This window comes from Streptomyces acidiscabies (genome assembly GCF_020010905.1).
GTDB classification, from domain to species: Bacteria; Actinomycetota; Actinomycetes; order Streptomycetales; family Streptomycetaceae; genus Streptomyces; species Streptomyces acidiscabies.
Genome location: NZ_JAGJBY010000001.1, coordinates 989,214 through 1,007,671, shown reverse-complemented (window position 1 = coordinate 1,007,671; position 18,458 = coordinate 989,214). Strand labels below are relative to the sequence as shown.

The following is an 18,458-nucleotide window of genomic DNA, read 5'->3' as shown; positions in this document are numbered from 1 at the left end:
GGCCCGGGATCACTGGAGTTGGTGATCCTCGGCCTCCAAGTACGGGTCGGCGCTCTCCCCGACCAGCACCCCCCTCTCCAACCGGTGCACGACGTCCGCGATCCCCCACACCTCCGGGTCGGCGGACGCGAGCACCACCGCCCGTCCCTCATCGGCGAGTTCACGGAAGAACGCCATCAACTCGGCGCCCCCCGTGGGCTCGTCGGCGAGGAGCACGGGCGGGTCGTTGATCAGCGCGCGGGCCAGGGCGACCCGGCGCTGTTCGTCGTCCGTCAGGTCGCCGGGGAGGTGTGCGGCCCGCCGCGTCAGGTCCATCCGGTCGAGGAGGTCGCGCGCCCGGCGTTCGCCCTCGGCGCGTGAACCGGCATACGGGACAAGGACGTTGCGGTACGCCGAGTGGCGGGGCAGGAGGTCGGGGGAGCGGAAGACGATGCCCAGGCGGCGTCGGCGGGTGTCGGCCCGGGCGGGTCCGGTCAGGGCCGTCAGGTCGTCGCCGCCGAGGAACACGCGGCCCCGGTCGGGGGTTTCGAGGAGGGCCAGGATGTGCAGCAGCAGCGTCTTCCCCGACCCCGAGTCCCCTGCCAGCGCGGTGACTTGACCCGCCTCGACGCCGAGTGTGACGTCGTCCAGGAGGTCGATCCTCGCTCCCCGCAGTGCGTGCGTCCTGCCCACGCCCTCGGTCCGCAACAGGGTGGTCAATGGGGCTCCTCGCCTACGACGCCTACGACGCCGGGCAACTCGCCCGGAGACAGGCACCCTTCCTATCGGCGCGTCACCCTCGTACACCTCATCCGCGTCACCACGAAGAGTGAGCTGCCGGGCGGATTCAACCCCTGCGGGGTACGCGGCGCCAGGCGGGTGACGACGCCTCCGGACATGGCGAGATCCCCCCGGGAACTGGTCCTCGGGGGGATCTCGGAACTTCATGAGGGCTTACGCGGGGTTCACCGTACGAAGGTGATCCGGTCCGCCGTCGGAGGCGCCAGCGGGGTGCCCGCCGACGAGTTCGCCGTCAGGTACTGCGCGAGGGCCGACAGGTCGTCCGTGCCGACGAGGTCGTTCGTGCCCTGGCCGAGCGTGGGGAAGCCGTCGCCGCCGCCCGCGAGGAAGTTGTTCGTCGCGATGCGGTAGGTGGCGGCGGGGTCGATCGCCGCGCCGTTCAGGCGGATCGTGTCCGTGACCACGCGGTCCGCGCCCGACTTCGTCAGGTCGAGGGTGTAGCGGAGGTTCGCGGACGGCTGAAGGACCTTCGGTGAGGCCGCGTTCGTACCGCTGACCTGCTCCTTCAGGATCTGGATCACCTGCGCGCCGGTGAAGTTCTGAAGGTTGACGGTGTTCGCGAACGGCTGGACGGTGAACCCTTCCGCGTACGTCACGACGCCGTCGCCCTCCGCGCCCTTGGCCGCGTACGTGAACCCGGCGCGCACGCCGCCGGGGTTCATCAGCGCGAGGTCGGTCTCCGGGTCGAGGCCCTTGCCGTACGCGAGTTGCGCGTCCGCGATCAGGTCGCCCGCCGGGGACTCCGTGCCCGTGTTCGGGATGTCGGCCGCGATGTAGCCGATCGGGCGGTTGCCGATGGGCGCCGCGAGGATGTTCCACTTGTCGATCAGCTGCGTCATGTCCGGCGCCTTGGGGACGTCCCGGGTGACGACGTGGTTCGCGGACTTCACGGCCGTACGGGCGATGTCACCCGTCCAGCGGTCGTACGTCAGCGTCGTGTCGGTGTAGAGGCGGCCGAACGACGCCGCCGAGGTGACCATGCGCGGCTTGCCCGCCGGGTCGTTGATCGTGCACACGTACGCCGCGTGCGTGTGGCCGGTGACCAGCGCGTCGACCGCCGGGGTGACGTTCTTCGCGATGTCGACGATCGGTCCTGAGATGCCGTCGCCCGCGCCCGGGGAGTCGCAGTTGTAGTTGTACGACTGCGAGGCGGGCTGGCCGCCCTCGTGGATCAGCGCGACGATCGACTGCACGCCCTGGCGCTGGAGTTCGCGCGCGTACTTGTTGATCGTCTCGACCTCGTCCTTGAACTTGAGGCCCTTCACGCCCTCCGCCGAGACGACGCCCGGCGTGTCCTCCAGGGTGACGCCGATGAAGCCGACCTTCACGCCGTTCTTCCGCCACACCCAGTACGGCTTGAGGATCGGCTTGTTGGTCTTCTCGTCGAGGACGTTCGCCGCGAGGTACGGGAAGTCCGCGCCCGTGAACTTCGTGTCCGTGTAGCAGCCGTCCTTCGGGTGACAGCCGCCGTTCTGGAGGCGCGCGAGTTCCTTCGCGCCCTCGTCGAACTCGTGGTTGCCGACGCTCGTGACGTCCAGGTCGAGCTTGTTGAGCGCCTCGATCGTCGGCTCGTCGTGGAACAGGCCCGAGATCAGCGGCGACGCGCCGACCATGTCCCCGCCGGCCGCCGTCACCGAGTACGCGTTGCCCTTGCGGGCGTTGCGCAGGTGCGTGGCGAGGTACTCGACGCCCCCCGCGTCGATCGTCTTCGTCGTGCCGTCCGCCTGGAGCTCGGTGACCCGGCCGGACGAGCCGGACGGCGGCTCCAGGTTGCCGTGCAGGTCGTTGAACGACAGCAACTGCACGTCCTGGTACCGCTTGAACTGCGGCTTTCCGCCGTGCTTCGCGTCGTGCGCGTCCGCCGGCAGCGCGGCGGCCATGGCCCCGGCGGTGGCGAGCGCGGCGGCTGCGGCGAGTAGCCGGTACGTCCGTCTGCGGCCCGGGTGCGGCTGGGAACTGGCTGGCATGAGCCCCCCTGAAGATGGCTAGGAACATGTGGCCCCGTCCGGCGCAGCCTAGATTCAACGCGCGTAGCACGACAGGGGGTTCATGGTTACATCCTGGTTTCCCTTTGCCCCGCCCTTTGCGTACGGCGCCGCGGCGCGGGCAGGCCGGGGCGGGTGCGGCGGCGTACGGGGGTGAGTGCGGCGGCGTACGGGGTGCGGTCGCGCGGCGTACGCGGGTGCCCTCCCGCCCCCTCCCCGTACCCTCGTACGCATGACCAGCGACGACTCCGTACGGCCCCGATCCCTTGAGACCCTGCCCGTCCTCGACCCCGAGCAGATCGACGCCGTTCTCGCCCTGCTCGGGGACGCCGCTCGCGCCGACGGTCAGCAGGCGGTGTCCGAGCAGGGGCGGCTGAACCTGCGCGGGGGCGCCCGCGAGGGCATCTCCCACCTGCTCCTGTCCACCGGCCCCGAACTCGTCGGCTACGCCCAGCTGGAGGACACCGACCCCGTCGAGGCACCGGCCGCCGAACTCGTCGTCCACCCCACGCACCGGGGTCACGGGCACGGGCGCGTCCTCGGTACGGCGCTGCTGAGCGCGACTGGCAAGCGGCTGCGTGTGTGGGCGCACGGCGGGCATCCCGCCGCCCGGCATCTCGCCCAGGTCCTCGGTCTCACGCTGTTCCGCGAACTCCGGCAGATGCGCCGCCCCCTGACAGACCTGCACCTCCCCGACCCGGTCCTCCCCGCCGGCGTCACCGTCCGCGCCTTCGTCCCCGGCAAGGACGACGCCGACTGGCTCGACCTGAACGCCGCCGCCTTCGCGCACCACCCCGAGCAGGGCTCCCTCACCCAGCGCGACCTCGACGCGCGCATCGCCGAGCCGTGGTTCGACCCCGCCGGGTTCTTCCTCGCCTTCCGGAGCGACGAGTTGATCGGCTTCCACTGGACGAAGGTCCACGCGGCCGAGCAGCTCGGCGAGGTGTACGTCCTCGGCGTGCGCCCCGGCGTCCAGGGTGGCGGGCTCGGCAAGTCCCTCACCACGATCGGGCTGCGCCACCTCGCGGGCCAGGGTCTGCCGACCGCCATGCTGTACGTCGACGCGGACAACAAGGCGGCGGTCTCCGTGTACGAACGGCTCGGGTTCCTCACGCATGAGACGGACCTGATGTACCGCGCGGAGAGCTGAGGTCCTTCGGCCTGCCGAGGTTCTTCAGCCACTGCGGGGCCCCGCGTTCGAGCGGCTGCGGGGTCCACGCCGCGCACGCCAGCGCGGTCACCGCCAGCACCAGCGCCCACCTCCAGTGCGCGCCCGGCCAGTGCGGCTCGGCCGGCAGTGCGAACAGGCCCCACCTCGCGGGGATCACCGCGGCTGCGGCCATCGCCGCGAGCGTCCCTATGGCCGCCGCGCCGCCCGGTGCCGCGACGTCCGTGAAGCGGATCCTCGCGGTCGCCAGCGCCAGGGCCGTCGTCGCCATCGCGGCGGCTTCCAGGGTGAGGGGGAGCAGCGCGGGGCGTGAGCCTGCGGGGATGAGGAACACCGCCGCCGTCCACCACAGCGCCGCCAGCGGGAGTACGGGCGCGAGCCTCAGGGCCACCCTCAGGGGGCGGGGCGTCGGCGTCGTCTCCGTGGTGCTGCGCGAGCGGTCGTCCAGCAGGAACGCCAGCGCCAGGGCGCCCAGGAGAGCGGTGACCCTCAGGAGGTTCAGGGCGGAGAGGGCGTCGGGGGGTGTGTCCGCGATGCGCGTCGAGGCGGCGAGCAGCAGCCCGGCGCCGGCCGCGAGGGCGGGGGCGAGGCGGGGGGTGGAGCGCCAGGTGGGGAGGGCGAGGGCGGGGAGGGACCGCCAGTTCAGGCGCGGTGGAGTCGTGGTCGTCGGAGTCGTGGTCGTCGGCATCGGGTTCCGGGTCTTCTCTTCGTTGTTCCTCACTCGCCGCACGTCTCCGCTCCCTTCGGCGCCTCGACGCCCAGCAGGCGCGCCGCGTCCGCCGTGGTCGTCCTCGGGGAGGTCAGCTCGGTCCAGTGGGCCTTGACCGCCGCCGTGACCTCGGTGCGGGGGCGGGCCAGGAGGCTGTTGACGACGTCGGTCTGCTGGGCCGTCATGGAGACCGAGTCGGTGGTGGAGCGGACGATGGCGGAACCCACCGTGCTGTCATCCAGCCGGAGGCCCCTGAACGTGTCCTCGGGGGTGGGGTCGTTCCCCAGCGCCAGCCACAGGACGGTCACTCCGCGCGCGCCGCACAGGTTCTCCGCCGCCTTCTCCGACCCGGCGACCAGCACGGACGCCACACCGACCGCGAACTCGGGGACCCGGTTGCCGCCCCAGCGGGTGCCGACCGTGGCCTGGGCGGCGCCGGGCCGGGGCGTCAGTGTGTAGTCGCCGCCGATCCCGTCGGTGACGTCGATGCGCTGGCGCACCGTCAGCGGTGTCGCGACCCCGGCGCCTGCCCGGACCCGGTCCACGACCTTCGCCCACTGCGCCCGCTGGCTGTTCCACTCCGGGAACGAGCAGTACGTCGACCCGTCGTACTCCGCGCACGACTGCACCTTCTCCGGGTGCTCGGACGCCGTCCGCCGTGCCTCCGCCAGCGCTGTCTGGTCCCCCGGCCGCTGGCCGAGCCCGGCGACGACGGTGACCGCGAGGGCCAGCACCGCCGCCGCCTTGAGCGCCACGCTGCGGCCCCCCTTGACGAGCATCGCCACGCAGGCGAGCAGCACGCACAGGGCCAGCAGGTAGAGCGCGTGCCAGCCGGAGTGCCGGTCCAGGAGGTTCGAGGGGACCGGGATGCCGTTCGTGTTCTCGACGACGACCGGGGAGAACCAGCTCGTCCAGCTGCCGTCCAGCGACACCGACTCCACGACCGCCACGTACACGACCGCCACGATCAGTATCGGCACGAACGTCAGCGGCCACAGCCCCGCCAGCAGTATCCCGATGAGCCCCGCGAACATCACCGTCAGCGGACCCACCGCCAGCTCGGCGACCGACCCCGACCCCACCGCGCCCGGCCTGATCGCCGCCGTCCCGAAGTCGACGCCGACGACCAGCGCGGTGAACAGGGCGTACGGCACGACCGACAGGGTGTGGGCCAGCGCGCGGGCCCAGGGTTCCATCGGCAGCATCGAGAACTGCTCGTCCGTCTTGTTCCTGCGGGCGCGCAGCACCGCCGAGTTGACGGCGACCAGGATCGCGATGGAGAAGAACTGCGGGAGTGCCTGGGTGTCCCGGTCCACCATGTGGAGGATCGGGAAGTCGTCCATCCCCTCGTCCCGCACCAGCTTGACGACGGTGAAGGTGAGCCAGAGGAGCCCGAAGAGCACCACGGGGACCTGGAGGAGGAGTTCGCGGGCCTCGAAGCGGGCCAGGGCGAGGACCGGGGCGAGCCGGCGGGGGCCGGGGTTCTTCGGCTCGGCCACCGTGGTGGGGGTCGCGGTCAGGGTGCTCATGCCGACGCCTCCGCGCTCTCGCCGTCCAGGGTGAGCAAGTAGCCGTCCTCCAGGGTGGGTTCGAGGAGTTCGGCGCCCTGCGGGGGGTCGCCGATGTTGCGGAAGCTGCCGGTGCCGGTGCGCCAGCCGGCCCGCGCCGCCGGGTCCCGCTCGACGCTGCTCCAGACCCGGCCGGCCGCTCGCGCGGTCAGGTCGGCGGGGGTGCCCTCGAAGCGGACGCGGCCCCGGGTCATCACGATCACGCGGTGGCACAGCATCGCCACGTCCTCCGTCTGGTGCGTCGACAGCAGGACCGTCCGGCCCTCGCCCGCCTGCGCGATCAACTCCCGGAACCGCATGCGCTGTTCGGGGTCGAGTCCGACGGTCGGTTCGTCCAGCACGAGCAGTCCCGGGTCGCCGACGAGCGCCGCCGCGAGCGCGACCCGCTGCCGCATCCCGCCGGACAGCCTCTTCAGGCGCGTCTTGCGCACGTCGCTCAGGTCGACGGCCTCCAGCACGCGCCGCACCTCCTTGATCCGCGTCCCCCGGTCGTTCAGCTCCTTGAGGATCGCGACGTAGTCGACGAACTCGAAGGCCGTGAAGTCCGGGTGGAAGCCGGGGTTCTGCGGCAGGTAGCCGAGCGCCCGGCGCAGTCCCAGCCGGCCGGCCGACGTGCGCGGGTCGTGGCCCAGCGCCCTGAACTCCCCGCCGTCCGGGGGCACCGCGGTCGCCAGCACCCTCAGCAGCGTCGTCTTGCCCGCGCCGTTGGGGCCCAGCAGGCCGGTGACCCCCCGGCCGAGGCTCAGGGAGACGCCGTCCAGGGCGCGGGTGCCGCCGTAGCGCAGGGAAAGGTCTGTCGCCGTCAGTGTCGTGGTCCCGGTCATGGGGTCCTCTCAGGTGGTGTCGTGGTCGGTGGGGCGGGGTGTCCTGCGCGGTGTCACATCGCCCCTCCTTCCTGGAAGCCGCCCATCGGGCGGATGTCGAAGCGGTCCCGTGAGCGGTAGAGCGCGAACGCGGCGACCAGGGCCACCGCGGCGGCGGCGAGCTGGCCCGGTGTGGTGAAGGGCGCCAGCGTCTCGTGCGGGCGGGACTTGGCGAACAGGAGGATCCCGACCCAGGTGGCGCAGGTCAGGACCGGCGCGATCACCGCGCCGAGGCGGGCGGTCAGGGCCAGGCCCGTCGTCGTCAGCGCCAGCGCCGGCAGGAGCCAGGCCAGCGCCAGCAGGCCGTACCCCGGGAGGGCCAGGGTCGCGAGGCCGTTGAAGGCGAGGCTCGCGGTGAGGACGGCGACCGTACGGATCATCAGGAGCCGGAAGCCGTGCACCGGGGCGACCATCGCCATCTCGTACGTCGGGTCCAGGGCCCGGCCGAACGACACGGCCACACCCGCCAGCGGCAGCAGCGGCGCGAGCGCCAGGAAGAGCGCCGGGTTGTCGGCCGTACGGACCATCACGATCGTCATCACCAGGACCGACAACACCGCGAGGAACCAGGAGCGGCGCAGGATCGGCGTCGCCGTCAGCAGCCGCGCGGTGCTGTCGGAGACCCCGAACCGTACGAGCAGCCCCTCGAACACCCCCCGCCTTGGCGCGTCCAGCTCCGCGTCCAGCCGCTCCCAGCCGACGTCCAGCGCGACCGGGTCGGCTTCCCGCGCGAGCGTGGCCCGGCACTGCGCGCACGCCGCGAGGTGCGTGTCCGTCGACCACAGCAGCGGCGCCGCCAGCTCGCCCCGCGCGTAGGCCCGCAGTTCCTCATCACCGACATGCCAGCTCATGCCGCGCTCCTTTTGTCGATCCGACCCGACCCCGTCACTGCGCCCCGACCGCTCCGGCCCGGCTCCGTCGCCACGCCCTCGCCGATCCAGCGCAACCCCGTCACCGCGCCCCCTCTGGCACCCTCGTTCGTCGTCCCCCTCACGTCAGCGCCTCCCTCAGCTGTTTGCGGGCTCGCATCGCCCGTGTCTTGACCGTCCCCGCCGGGATGCCCAGCAGGGCCGCCGCCTCTCTGGTGCTCAGGCCGTCGATGACCGTGGCCTGAAGGGCCGCGCGCAGTTCCGGTGAGAGGCGGGCCAGGGCGCCGGCGAGGTCGCCGTGTTCCACCCCCGTGAGGACGCGGTCCTCCGCGGACACCTCGTCGCGATGGCGCAGTCGGGCGAGGGCCTGGCGGATCCGGCCCCGGGCGCCGTCGCGGCGCAGGGCGTCCACGAGACGTCTCGCCCCGATGCGCCACAGCCAGCCCGCGACGTCCCCCTCCTCGTGGTACCGGGCCTTGCCCCGCCACACCGCGAGAAACGTCTCCTGCACGACGTCGTCCACCGTCCCGGAGTCCGAGCAGCGGCTGCGCAACCGAGCGGCCAGCCACGGCGCGTACCGCCGGTACAGCTCCTCGAAGGCGTGACGGTCCCCGTCTGCGGCGATGGCCCGCAGCAGCTCTCCGTCACTTCTCGTTTCGCTCACACCCCCTCATCGCTTCGACCTCGCCGATCGGTTCACGATCTGCGGAAATTTTTTTGTCCCCTTATATAGCGCCCCGTGGGGCGCCTCCGACCTGCGGTTTCTTCCGGCGCTTGACGAACCGGCCCCGTTCCACCACCCTTTCACTACTCAATTAGTGAAAGGGTGGTGGAACCCGTGGTCGAATACCGCATCGACCGGCACAGCGGCGTGGCCACCTACGTCCAGATCGTCCAGCAGACCAAGCAGGCCCTGCGCCTCGGCCTGCTCCGCCCCGGCGACCGGCTCCCCACGGCCCGTGAGGTCGTCGAGGCGACCGCCATCAATCCGAACACGGTGCTGAAGGCGTACCGGGAACTGGAACGCGAGGGGCTGGTCGAGGCCCGCCGAGGGCTGGGCACCTTCGTCCGCCGCACCCTCGGCACCGCCCCCGCCGACGACTCCCCGCTGCGCCGCGAACTCGACGGCTGGGCGGACCGGGCCCGGGAGGCCGGCCTGGACCGGGAGGACGTGGCCGCTCTCTTCACCGCCGTGCTCGACGAGTACTCCGCACCGAGGTCCGGCCGGGACTCCCCTTACTCCCCCTCTCCGTCCGACCCCTCACAACCTGCTCATTCATCGGATTCCGGAGATTTCTCAAATTCTTCCGGCAGGACAGAACCGATCGAGGGGGCAGATCCGATCAACAGAGCAGAAGCACCCGAACAAGCCGAATCCGTACCATCCGCGACCCTCAAGGGGGACCGACCATGACCACCGCCGAACCCCAGCCCCCCGCCCTCACCGCCACCGGCCTCGGCAAACGCTTCGGCCGCCGGAGTGCCTGGGCTCTGCACGACTGCTCCTTCTCCCTCCCCGCGGGCCGGGTCTGCGCGATGGTCGGTCCGAACGGCGCGGGGAAGTCGACGCTGCTCGCGCTCGCGGCGGGCCTGCTTCCCCCGACGGAAGGGGAGCTGACCGTGCTCGGCACAGACGCCGCGTCCGCCCGGACCCGGGTGGGTTACGTCGCGCAGGACAAGCCGCTGTACCCGCAGTTGACGGTGGCGCAGACGCTGCGGATGGGCGCCGACCTGAACCCCGCGCGGTGGGACGCGGAGACCGCGCAGCGGGTGGCGACGGCCCAGGATCTCGATCCGGACCAGCGCATCAGATCGCTGTCGGGAGGTCAGCGGACGCGCGTCGCCCTCGCGCTGGCCCTCGGCAAGCGCCCCGACCTGCTCCTGCTGGACGAGCCGATGGCTGACCTCGACCCGCTGGCCCGGCACGAGCTGATGGCCACGCTGATGTCGCAGGCCGCGCGGTTCGGGACGACGATCGTGATGTCGTCGCACGTGGTGGCCGAGCTGGAGGACTCCTGCGACCACCTCCTCCTGGTCGGCGGCGGCCAAATCCGCCTCGCCGGCGAGATCGACGACCTCCTCGACGCCCACGTCCGGGTGCAGGGCCCGGCGGAGGGCCCCGACCTCGCCCCGCACACGGTCGTCGAATCCCGCACGACGGGCCGCCAGCTCACCGCACTGATCCGCCCCCAGGGCCCCCTCACCCCCGACTGGCGCACGACCCGGCCGTCCCTGGAGGAACTGCTCCTGGCCCACCTCCGCAACCCCGGCACACCTCCGCTGCCCCACCCCGCCCCGACAGCGAGGGCGGCGGCATGACGACACAGCCCCAGGACACACCGGACCCGTCCCACACCCCGCCGGACGACCTCGCGGCCCCGCCGGACGACCTCCGCAGCACGCCGAACGCCCCCTCCCCCACAACCGGCCACTCCCACGCCGCAACACCCTCGCCGAGCCACCTCGCAACCCCGCCGGACGACCCCACGACCCCGCCGGACGACCCCACGACCCCGCCGAACCACCTCCGCAGCACGCCGAACACCCCCTCCCCCGCAGCCGCCCACCCCCACACCGCAACACCCTCGCCCCACCCCACAACCGCCCACCTCCGCTGGCTCCTGCGCCTCCACCGCCCCGCCCTGGCCAGCTGGCTCGCCCTCGTCCTCCTCCTCGCCGCCCTTCAGCTCGCAGGCTGGATCCCCTTCGTCGACGGGGCGCTGCGGACCGCGCGGTACGGCGAGGGCGCGATCCTCAGGCACGACGACCTGTTCGGGTACGCGACGACCGCCCTGTTCGCCCTCCCGCTCGTCGTGGGCGCCTGGTCCGGGGCCGCGCTCTTCGGGCGGGACCTGGAGAGCGGGACCGCGCGGCTGACCTGGAGTCAGGGCGTCACCCCGGCCCGCTGGCTGGGCGGCGGGCTGCTCGCGTCGGCCGTCCTGCTCACCGTCGGGACAGGGCTCCTGGTCGTGCTGCACCGGCTGACCTGGCAGGCGGGCGACAGCGAGTCCGTGCACATGGGGCAGTGGTACGAGGACGACACCCTGTTCACCAACGGCCCCGCGGCCGTCGCGCTGGTCCTCGCCGGGCTCGCGGGCGGGGCGCTCGCGGCGCTGCTGTGCCGCCGGACGCTGCCCGCGCTGGCCGTCGGCGCGGGGATCGCGCTCGTGGTCCGGGAGGTGACGGTCCGGGTGACGCCGTACCTGTGGCCGACGGTCACCGATACGACCGGCCTCCACGCGGGGTACCGGAGTTCGGGGCTCGAAGTGGCCGCCGGGGTCGTCACGTCCTCCGGGGCGCACGTCGCGGACCCCGGGTGCGGGCCGGTCCTCCCGGAGGACGGGGGCGCCTCCTGTCAGGCCGTGTACGACAAGGTCGACGGGGCCGGGCTCTACGTGACGTACCACCCCGAGTCCCACTTCTGGCCGCTCCAGTTCGCGGCGACGGGGTTCGTCCTGGCCGTCGCCGGGCTGCTGGCCCTGGCCGCGTTCCTCGTCCTGCGCCGTACCTACGGGCCGGCCAGGAGCAGCGCGCCCGCGAACACCGGGCCCGGCGCCGTCCGGAGCGCCGCTCTCAAGGAGGTCACCGTATGAGCGCCACCCTCACCCCGGCCCGCGGGGGCCTGCCGCGGACCGTCCTGCGGCTGCACCGCACGGCGCTGCTGCTCTGGGCCGCGTTCGTGGTGGTGACCCTGGGGTGGCTGGTCTGGAGCGGCGAGGTCGACGCGCGGTCGATCCTCGACTACGGGCGGACCTGCGGCGACGACTGCACGTTGCCCTACCGGGCGCACCTGTACAGCGTCCGGCTGGACCGGGCGGGCCTGCTGATCGGGTACGCCTCCCTCGCGGTCGCCGCGTTCGCGGGCGGGGCGCTGGTGGGGCGGGAACTGGAGTCCGGTACGGCGCATCTCGCGTGGACGCAGGGGGTGTCGCCGGCGCGCTGGCTGGCGGCGAAGCTGGCGGTGCCGGCGCTGGCGGTGGGCGCGGGTTCGGCCGCCCTCATCGCCGTGTACCGCTGGAACCGGGGCGCGTCCGACGCTCTGCTCTACAACAGGGGCTGGTCGGAGGCGGGGGCGTTCGTGGCGAGCGGGCCGGCGGCGACGGCGTACGCGCTGTGCGGGCTGGCGGTGGGGGTGCTCGCGGCGCTGCTGACGGGCCGTACGCTGCCGGCGCTGGGGACGGCGTTCGGGGGGACGGCGCTGGTCCAGTGGATCGTGTTCACCGTCCGCCCCCATCTCTGGCCGTCGGTGACGCGCCCGACGGAGGCCGTAGACCCCGGCCTCCTGAACAGCTCCTGGGTCCTCGGCACCCACGGCACCACGACGACCTACCACCCGAAGTCCCACTTCTGGCCCCTGCACCTCATGGAGACGGGCCTGGTCCTCACGGTCGCCGCAGCAGCCACCGCAGCAGCCTTCTGGACACTCCACCGCCGGACCGCTCCTCGGGGGCAAGCAGGAGGCGGGCCGTCTCCTCGGGGCCGAGAGGAGCGGCGCCGGGCCAGTAGCGCTGCCCGTACCGCGCCCAGTACCGAGCCGTCCGACGCTCAAGGTCGGCCAGATCGGTCCGGTCGGTCCGGTGGAGGAGCACCGGCCCCTCGTACCCGTCAGGCGCGGACAGCTCCAGAACGCGGCCGTCCGGGAGGTACACCGCCGGGTACTCCGCGTCCTCCACGTCCATCGCCTCCAGGTGGTCCGTGACATGAGTGAGGGAGGGGTAGGCGAAGAGTTCCTCGTCCCGGTCGAAGACGAGAACCGTCTCCTCGGGCAGGGAGGAGGGCGCGGACATGGTGGGACCCCCGGCGGGCTGTGCGGCGTACGGCGTGGTGTTCCATCCTGGACGAGGGGCCGGGGCCGTCACCAACGGCTTTCCCGGGCGGCGACCCGGCCCGCGCCGGCCGCCGCCCCAACCGCCGCCCCAACTGCCACCCCGCCCGAACACCCCCCGCTATCCCGCACGTCATGTCTCCGTAACCGGCGATTCAGACGAGCTTGCGAGGCTCGGGCAATGAACCAGGCCGTGCCCGAGCCTTCGCCGCCGCCAGAGGGTCTGCCCCCCACGCATCCGCCCTCCGCAGGCGACGCCACCCCCCTCCCTCCCGCACGCTCCGACGCGCCCGTCCTGCCCCATGCGCGGAAGAATGGGTTTATGAGCCAGTCCAGCACCCAGTCAAACGCCCAGGCAGAAGCCCAGTACGCACAGCCCTCGGTGGGATCCATAGCGGCGCACCGCCCGCATACGGTCTCCCCCTCGACGGTGTCCGACCTGGAACCCGACATCGACGCCGATCTCGACGCGTACGAGGAGAGCGGGGACGGGGACGAACTCCCGCAGGGCCGGTTCCTCGACCGGGAGCGCAGCTGGCTCGCGTTCAACGAGCGGGTGCTGGAGCTGGCCGAGGACCCGAACACGCCGCTGCTGGAGAGGGCCAACTTCCTGGCCATCTTCGCGAGCAACCTGGACGAGTTCTTCATGGTCCGGGTGGCAGGGCTCAAGCGGCGTATCGCGACCGGCGTGGCGACGCGCTCGGCGTCGGGGCTCCAGCCGCGCGAGGTGCTGGAGATGATCTGGGCGCGCTCGCGCGAGCTGATGGCCCGGCACGCCGCCACGTACCACGAGGACGTCGCCCCCGCGCTCGCGGAGGAGGGCATCCACCTGGTCCGCTGGGCGGAGCTGACGGAGAAGGAACAGGCGCGGCTGTTCACGCTGTTCCGGCACCAGATCTTCCCCGTCCTCACCCCTTTGGCGGTCGACCCGGCGCATCCTTTCCCGTACATCTCCGGCCTCTCGCTGAACCTCGCGGTCGTCGTGCGCAACCCGGTCAGCGGGCACAAGCACTTCGCGCGCGTGAAGGTGCCGCCGCTGCTGTCGCGGTTCCTGGAGAGCTCGCCCGGGCGGTACGTGCCGATCGAGGACGTCATCGGCGCGCACCTGGAGGAGCTGTTCCCGGGGATGGAGGTGCTGGAGCACCACGCGTTCCGCCTCACCCGCAACGAGGACCTGGAGGTCGAGGAGGACGACGCGGAGAACCTGCTCAAGGCGCTGGAGAAGGAGCTCATGCGGCGCCGCTTCGGCCCGCCGGTGCGCCTGGAGGTCGAGGAGTCCATCGACCGCGAGGTGCTCGACCTGCTGGTGCGCGAGCTGAAGGTCTCCGAGGCGGAGGTGTATCCGCTGCCGGGTCCGCTCGACCTGACCGGCCTGTTCCGCATCCACGGCCTGGACCGGCCCGAGCTGAAGTACCGCAAGTTCATCGCGGGCACGCACCGGGACCTCGCCGAGGTGGAGTCGTCGTCCGCGCCGGACATCTTCGCGGCGCTGCGCGAGCGGGACGTGCTGCTGCACCACCCGTACGACAGCTTCTCGACGTCCGTGCAGGCGTTCATCGAGCAGGCGGCGGAGGACCCGGACGTCCTCGCGATCAAGCAGACGCTGTACCGGACGTCCGGTGACTCGCCGATCGTCAACGCGCTGATCGACGCGGCGGAGTCCGGCAAGCAGGTGCTGGTCCTCGTCGAGATCAAGGCGCGGTTCGACGAGCACGCGAACATCAAGTGGGCGAAGAAGCTGGAGGAGGCCGGCTGCCATGTCGTATACGGCCTCGTCGGGCTGAAGACGCACTGCAAGCTGTCGCTCGTCGTCCGGCAGGAGGGCGACACGCTGCGCCGCTACAGCCATGTCGGCACGGGCAACTACCACCCGAAGACGGCACGGCTGTACGAGGATCTCGGGCTGCTCACCGCCGACCCGCAGGTCGGCGCGGACCTGTCCGACCTGTTCAACCGGCTCTCCGGGTACTCGCGCCGCGAGACGTACCGCCGGCTGCTGACCGCGCCGAAGTCGCTGCGGGACGGGCTGGTCTCCCGCATAGACAAGGAGACCCAGCACCACCGCGCGGGCCGGCCGGCGTACGTCAAGATCAAGGTCAACTCGATGGTCGACGAGGCGATCATCGACGCGCTGTACCGGGCCTCGCAGGCCGGCGTGCCGGTCGACGTGTGGGTGCGGGGCATCTGCGCGATCCGCCCCGGCGTACCCGGGCTCTCGGAGAACGTCCGCGTACGGTCGATCCTGGGCCGGTTCCTGGAGCACTCCCGCGTCTTCGCCTTCGGCAACGGCGGCGAACCCGAGGTGTGGTTCGGCAGCGCCGACATGATGCACCGCAACCTGGACCGGCGTATCGAGGCGCTCGTGCGGGTCACCGACCCCGGTCACCGCGCCGCCCTCAACCGCATGCTGGAGACCGGCATGTCCGACACGACCGCCTCCTGGCACCTCGGCCCCGACGGCGAGTGGACCCGGCACGCCACCGACGCCGACGGCCAGCCCCTGCGCAACATCCAGGAGATGTTCATAGACGCCCGGAGGCGCCGGCGTGGCACAGCGACACCATGACCTGACGGGCCACGCCACCACGAGCGCCCCGGCCGGGGGACCGAACGCCGGGGGCCTCGGTGGCGGACCGACCGGGGCACAGGCCAGGGGGAGGAGTGACGTGGTGACCGGGGGACCGTCCGACGGCAGGGGGGACGGGCTCGCGCTCGTGAGAGGCGACGTACTCGCCGGTTACCTCCGCGCGCAGGCGACCGAGTTCCTGCGGGCGCTGCGCCTGCACCGGGAGACCGGTGCGGGCGCGGCCCCCGTGGACGAGTCCCTGGACGCGGCCCGCGCGCTGCGCCGTTCCGCACGGCGGATCAGCGGGAGCCTGCACACGTTCCGCCCGCTCCTCGACCCCGACTGGGCCGAGCAGATCCGCCCCGAACTGGCCTGGCTCTCCGGCACGCTCGCGCAGGAGCACGCGTGCGAGGCCCGCCTGGAGCGCCTCCTCCTCGCCCTGCACCGCCTCTCGGGCGCCCCCGCCCTGCCGGAACAGCCGTCACCGCCAGCCCGCAGAAGCGCCACGGCGAGCAGCCGTACGACGCTGACGCCCCCGGCCGACACACCCGGCACCGACCACCCGGACACCCCGACGGGTACGCCCCTGGCGCCGGAACCCGGCACGAAGGCCACCCCCACAGGCCCCGCCACCCCCACCTCCCGCACACCCACCCCCGACCGTCCCGCCCTAACCGTAGGCGCGGCCAAAGCCGGCGCCCTCCTCGACCGCCAGCTGACCCTCGCCCGCACCCGAGCCCACAGCACCGCCCTCCAGGCCCTGGGATCGAGCCGCTTCCACGCGGTAGCCGACAAGATCGCCTTACTCGCCAGCGAAGTCCCCCTGACCCCAGGCGCCCAGAGCACCCCCCTGGCCCACCTGTCAGGCGCGGCGGAGGAGCGCCTGACAGCGGCGATCACGGGCCTCCCGCTGCTCACGGCGGGCCACCCGTACAACGCGGAGGCCCTGATCCACGGCCTCTCCCCGGAGACGGCCCCGCACCCGCAGGACACCCCCTGGCACCAGGTCCGCCTGCTGCTGCGCCTGCACCGGTACGCCCTGGAGGTCCTGCACGGCGAGTCCCTCCAGGACGCCCGCCTGATCCAGTCCGGCGAGGCCCTGGACCGCCACCGGGACGCGTCGGAGGCAGCGGCAGCGGCGGCGCACGCGGCCCGCACCCCGAGGATCGCCCCGGCGACGGCGTACGCGCTGGGCGTCCTGCACGCGGACCAGCGGCACGAGGTCGAGGCCGCCCGGTACGCGTTCCAACAGAGCTGGCAGGCACGAACGCTGACGCCGTCGTCGTAAGGCAGAGACAGGCAGAGACAGGCAGAAACATGACCGAGGCCACCATCCAGGCAGCGGGCTGCGTCCTGTGGCGCACGTCCCCCATCGACGAGGACCTGGAGGTGTGCCTCGTCCATCGCCCCAAGTACGACGACTGGTCGCACCCGAAGGGCAAGCTCAAGCGCGACGAGACCCCCCTGGACGGCGCACTGCGTGAGGTCGAGGAGGAGACGGGGTACGCGGCGCGGCCGGGGGCCCGGCTGCTCACGCTCGCGTACGAGGTGAACGGGCGCCCGAAAGTGGTGCAGTACTGGGCGGCGGAGGCGATTCAGGGCGCGTTCGTGCCGAACGACGAGGTGGACCGCATCCTGTGGCTCCCCCCTGCCGCAGCCAGGAACCGCCTGACCCATCCGAGGGACAAGGACCTCGTGGACGCGCTGCTGACGGCGATCAGGCGCTCTACGGTGTCGTGGACGTGACATTCGTGTCCTCGACGTAAGCGTTCCGTGACCTAACCACACCGCCTTCAGGGGTTCACCCGCCGTTCATATGGGCCCATTGGCGCCTTCACCTGATCTGCTTAATTTCGGCCTTACACGGCACGGAACGCAGCACGACGGACGTTTCCGGGCCGCACAGTCTTCGCCTCGCACGCCGCCGGATTCAGGACGGCGGCTCTCGGAAGGATCTCTTTCAAGTGAAGCTTCAGCGCAAGAACCGGCGGGCACTCGCTCTCGGCGCTCTCGCCGTCTCCGGCGCCCTGGCCCTCACGGCGTGCGGCTCGGACGACACCGGCTCGAAGGGCAGCGACACCAGCTCCTCGGCCGCGTCGAACAACGCGGGCTCGGTCAAGTGCGACGGCGCCAAGGGCCAGCTCCTCGCCGACGGCTCCTCCGCGCAGAAGAACGCGATCGGCGCGTGGGTGAAGAACTTCACCCAGGCCTGCCCCGGCGTCCAGATCAACTACAAGGGCCAGGGTTCCGGCGCGGGCATCACCGCGTTCAACCAGGGCACGGTCGCCTTCGCCGGTTCGGACTCCCCGCTGAAGCCCGAGGAGATCACCGCCTCCAAGTCGGTCTGCTCCGGCGGCCAGGGCATCGACCTCCCGATGGTGGCCGGCCCGATCGCCGTCGCGTACAACCTCTCCGGCGTCTCCGACCTGGTGCTCGACGCTCCCACGATCGCGAAGATCTTCAAGGGCGAGATCACCAAGTGGAACGACCCGGCGATCGTGAAGCTGAACGCGGGCGCGAAGCTCCCCGACGTGAAGATCCAGCCGTACCACCGCTCGGACGAGTCGGGTACGACGGACAACTTCACCAAGTACCTCAAGGCCGCCGCCCCGTCCGACTGGACCTTCTCCGGCGGTAAGGCCTGGCAGGCGAAGGGCGGCCAGTCCGCCTCGGGTTCCTCCGGCGTCGCCGGCGGCGTCAAGCAGACCAACGGCGCGATCGGCTACATGGAGCTGTCGTACGCCAAGGACGGCCTGAACGCGGTCGCGATCAACACCGGCGCGGCTGCCCCGGTCAAGGCGTCCTCGGACGGCGCGACCAAGGCCGTCGCCGCCGCGCAGGTCGTCGGCACCGGCTCCGACCTGTCGCTGAAGCTCGACTACACCACCAAGGCCGAGGGTGCGTACCCGATCACCCTGGTGACGTACGAGATCGCCTGCGACAAGGGCAACAAGGCCGCCACGCTGCCCGCCACGAAGGCGTTCCTGCGCTACGTCGCCTCCACCGACGGCCAGAGCCTCCTGTCCGGCATCGACTACGCGCCGATCCCCGACGCCATCATCACGAAGGTCCGCTCCACCATCGAGGGCCTGAGCTGATCTGACGGCGCGGCCCGGGGAGTACGA

15 protein-coding genes and 1 pseudogene are annotated in these 18,458 nt (G+C 72.1%); 9 read left to right on the top strand and 7 right to left on the bottom strand.

From position 1 onward, the window contains the following. Positions 1–9: 9 nt before the first annotated feature. On the bottom strand, positions 10–699 hold the full coding sequence (locus tag J8M50_RS04910; RefSeq protein ID WP_010355746.1) for an ABC transporter ATP-binding protein: 690 nt from the start codon (positions 697–699) through the stop codon (positions 10–12). 245 nt (positions 700–944) lie between these two features. Next, on the bottom strand, positions 945–2,747 hold the full coding sequence (locus J8M50_RS04905; RefSeq protein WP_010355744.1) for a bifunctional metallophosphatase/5'-nucleotidase: 1,803 nt from the start codon (positions 2,745–2,747) through the stop codon (positions 945–947). Positions 2,748–2,997: 250 nt separating this feature from the next. Between J8M50_RS04905 and mshD the strand changes: the two genes are divergently transcribed. Continuing rightward, on the top strand, positions 2,998–3,915 hold the full coding sequence (mshD, locus tag J8M50_RS04900) for a mycothiol synthase (protein ID WP_010355743.1): 918 nt from the start codon (positions 2,998–3,000) through the stop codon (positions 3,913–3,915). Here mshD and J8M50_RS04895 read toward each other — a convergent pair. From J8M50_RS04895 to J8M50_RS04875, 5 genes are all read right to left on the bottom strand, one after another. Continuing rightward, positions 3,875–4,654 carry a hypothetical protein gene (locus J8M50_RS04895; protein WP_010355742.1) on the bottom strand — a complete coding sequence of 260 codons (780 nt, stop codon included), beginning with the start codon at positions 4,652–4,654 and terminating at the stop codon, positions 3,875–3,877. The two genes, mshD and J8M50_RS04895, sit on opposite strands and share 41 nt — an antisense overlap. Further along, entirely contained in the window at positions 4,651–6,171 is a 1,521-nt protein-coding gene (locus J8M50_RS04890) for a hypothetical protein (RefSeq protein WP_010355741.1), read from the bottom strand. The genes J8M50_RS04895 and J8M50_RS04890 overlap by 4 nt, the downstream gene beginning before the upstream one ends. Further along, positions 6,168–7,034, bottom strand: coding sequence for an ABC transporter ATP-binding protein (locus tag J8M50_RS04885; RefSeq protein ID WP_010355740.1), 867 nt, complete (start codon positions 7,032–7,034; stop codon positions 6,168–6,170). Before J8M50_RS04885 ends, J8M50_RS04890 begins: the two co-directional genes overlap by 4 nt. Before the next feature lie 53 nt (positions 7,035–7,087). Then, a complete protein-coding gene (locus J8M50_RS04880; protein ID WP_010355739.1) occupies positions 7,088–7,924 on the bottom strand; it encodes a cupin domain-containing protein in 837 nt (278 codons plus the stop codon). A 139-nt stretch (positions 7,925–8,063) separates the two neighbouring features. Then, positions 8,064–8,606: an RNA polymerase sigma factor gene (locus tag J8M50_RS04875; protein WP_010355738.1), complete on the bottom strand. Its 543-nt coding sequence runs from the start codon at positions 8,604–8,606 to the stop codon at positions 8,064–8,066. Positions 8,607–8,780: 174 nt separating this feature from the next. Here J8M50_RS04875 and J8M50_RS04870 point away from each other — a divergent pair. The 8 genes and pseudogenes from J8M50_RS04870 to pstS form a co-directional block, all read left to right on the top strand. Then, positions 8,781–9,146: pseudogene (locus J8M50_RS04870) on the top strand (GntR family transcriptional regulator); the annotation flags it as partial. 206 nt (positions 9,147–9,352) lie between these two features. Then, positions 9,353–10,261: an ABC transporter ATP-binding protein gene (locus tag J8M50_RS04865; RefSeq protein WP_010355736.1), complete on the top strand. Its 909-nt coding sequence runs from the start codon at positions 9,353–9,355 to the stop codon at positions 10,259–10,261. Then, positions 10,258–11,535 (top strand): ABC-2 membrane transporter-related protein, encoded by a 1,278-nt coding sequence (locus J8M50_RS04860; protein WP_010355735.1) that lies wholly within the window; start codon positions 10,258–10,260, stop codon positions 11,533–11,535. The genes J8M50_RS04865 and J8M50_RS04860 overlap by 4 nt, the downstream gene beginning before the upstream one ends. Next, on the top strand, positions 11,532–12,641 hold the full coding sequence (locus J8M50_RS04855) for an ABC-2 membrane transporter-related protein (RefSeq protein WP_010355734.1): 1,110 nt from the start codon (positions 11,532–11,534) through the stop codon (positions 12,639–12,641). Before J8M50_RS04860 ends, J8M50_RS04855 begins: the two co-directional genes overlap by 4 nt. Before the next feature lie 307 nt (positions 12,642–12,948). Beyond that, the gene (locus tag J8M50_RS04850; protein ID WP_078480970.1) at positions 12,949–15,333 is read left to right on the top strand and encodes an RNA degradosome polyphosphate kinase; all 2,385 of its coding nucleotides are present in this window, start codon (positions 12,949–12,951) and stop codon (positions 15,331–15,333) included. A 100-nt stretch (positions 15,334–15,433) separates the two neighbouring features. Next, positions 15,434–16,621 (top strand): CHAD domain-containing protein, encoded by a 1,188-nt coding sequence (locus tag J8M50_RS04845; protein WP_010355732.1) that lies wholly within the window; start codon positions 15,434–15,436, stop codon positions 16,619–16,621. A 29-nt stretch (positions 16,622–16,650) separates the two neighbouring features. Next, complete coding sequence (locus J8M50_RS04840) at positions 16,651–17,079, top strand: NUDIX hydrolase (protein ID WP_010355731.1); 429 nt, start codon at positions 16,651–16,653, stop codon at positions 17,077–17,079. 218 nt (positions 17,080–17,297) lie between these two features. Next, positions 17,298–18,431, top strand: coding sequence for a phosphate ABC transporter substrate-binding protein PstS (gene pstS / locus J8M50_RS04835; protein ID WP_010355730.1), 1,134 nt, complete (start codon positions 17,298–17,300; stop codon positions 18,429–18,431). Positions 18,432–18,458: the final 27 nt, after the last annotated feature.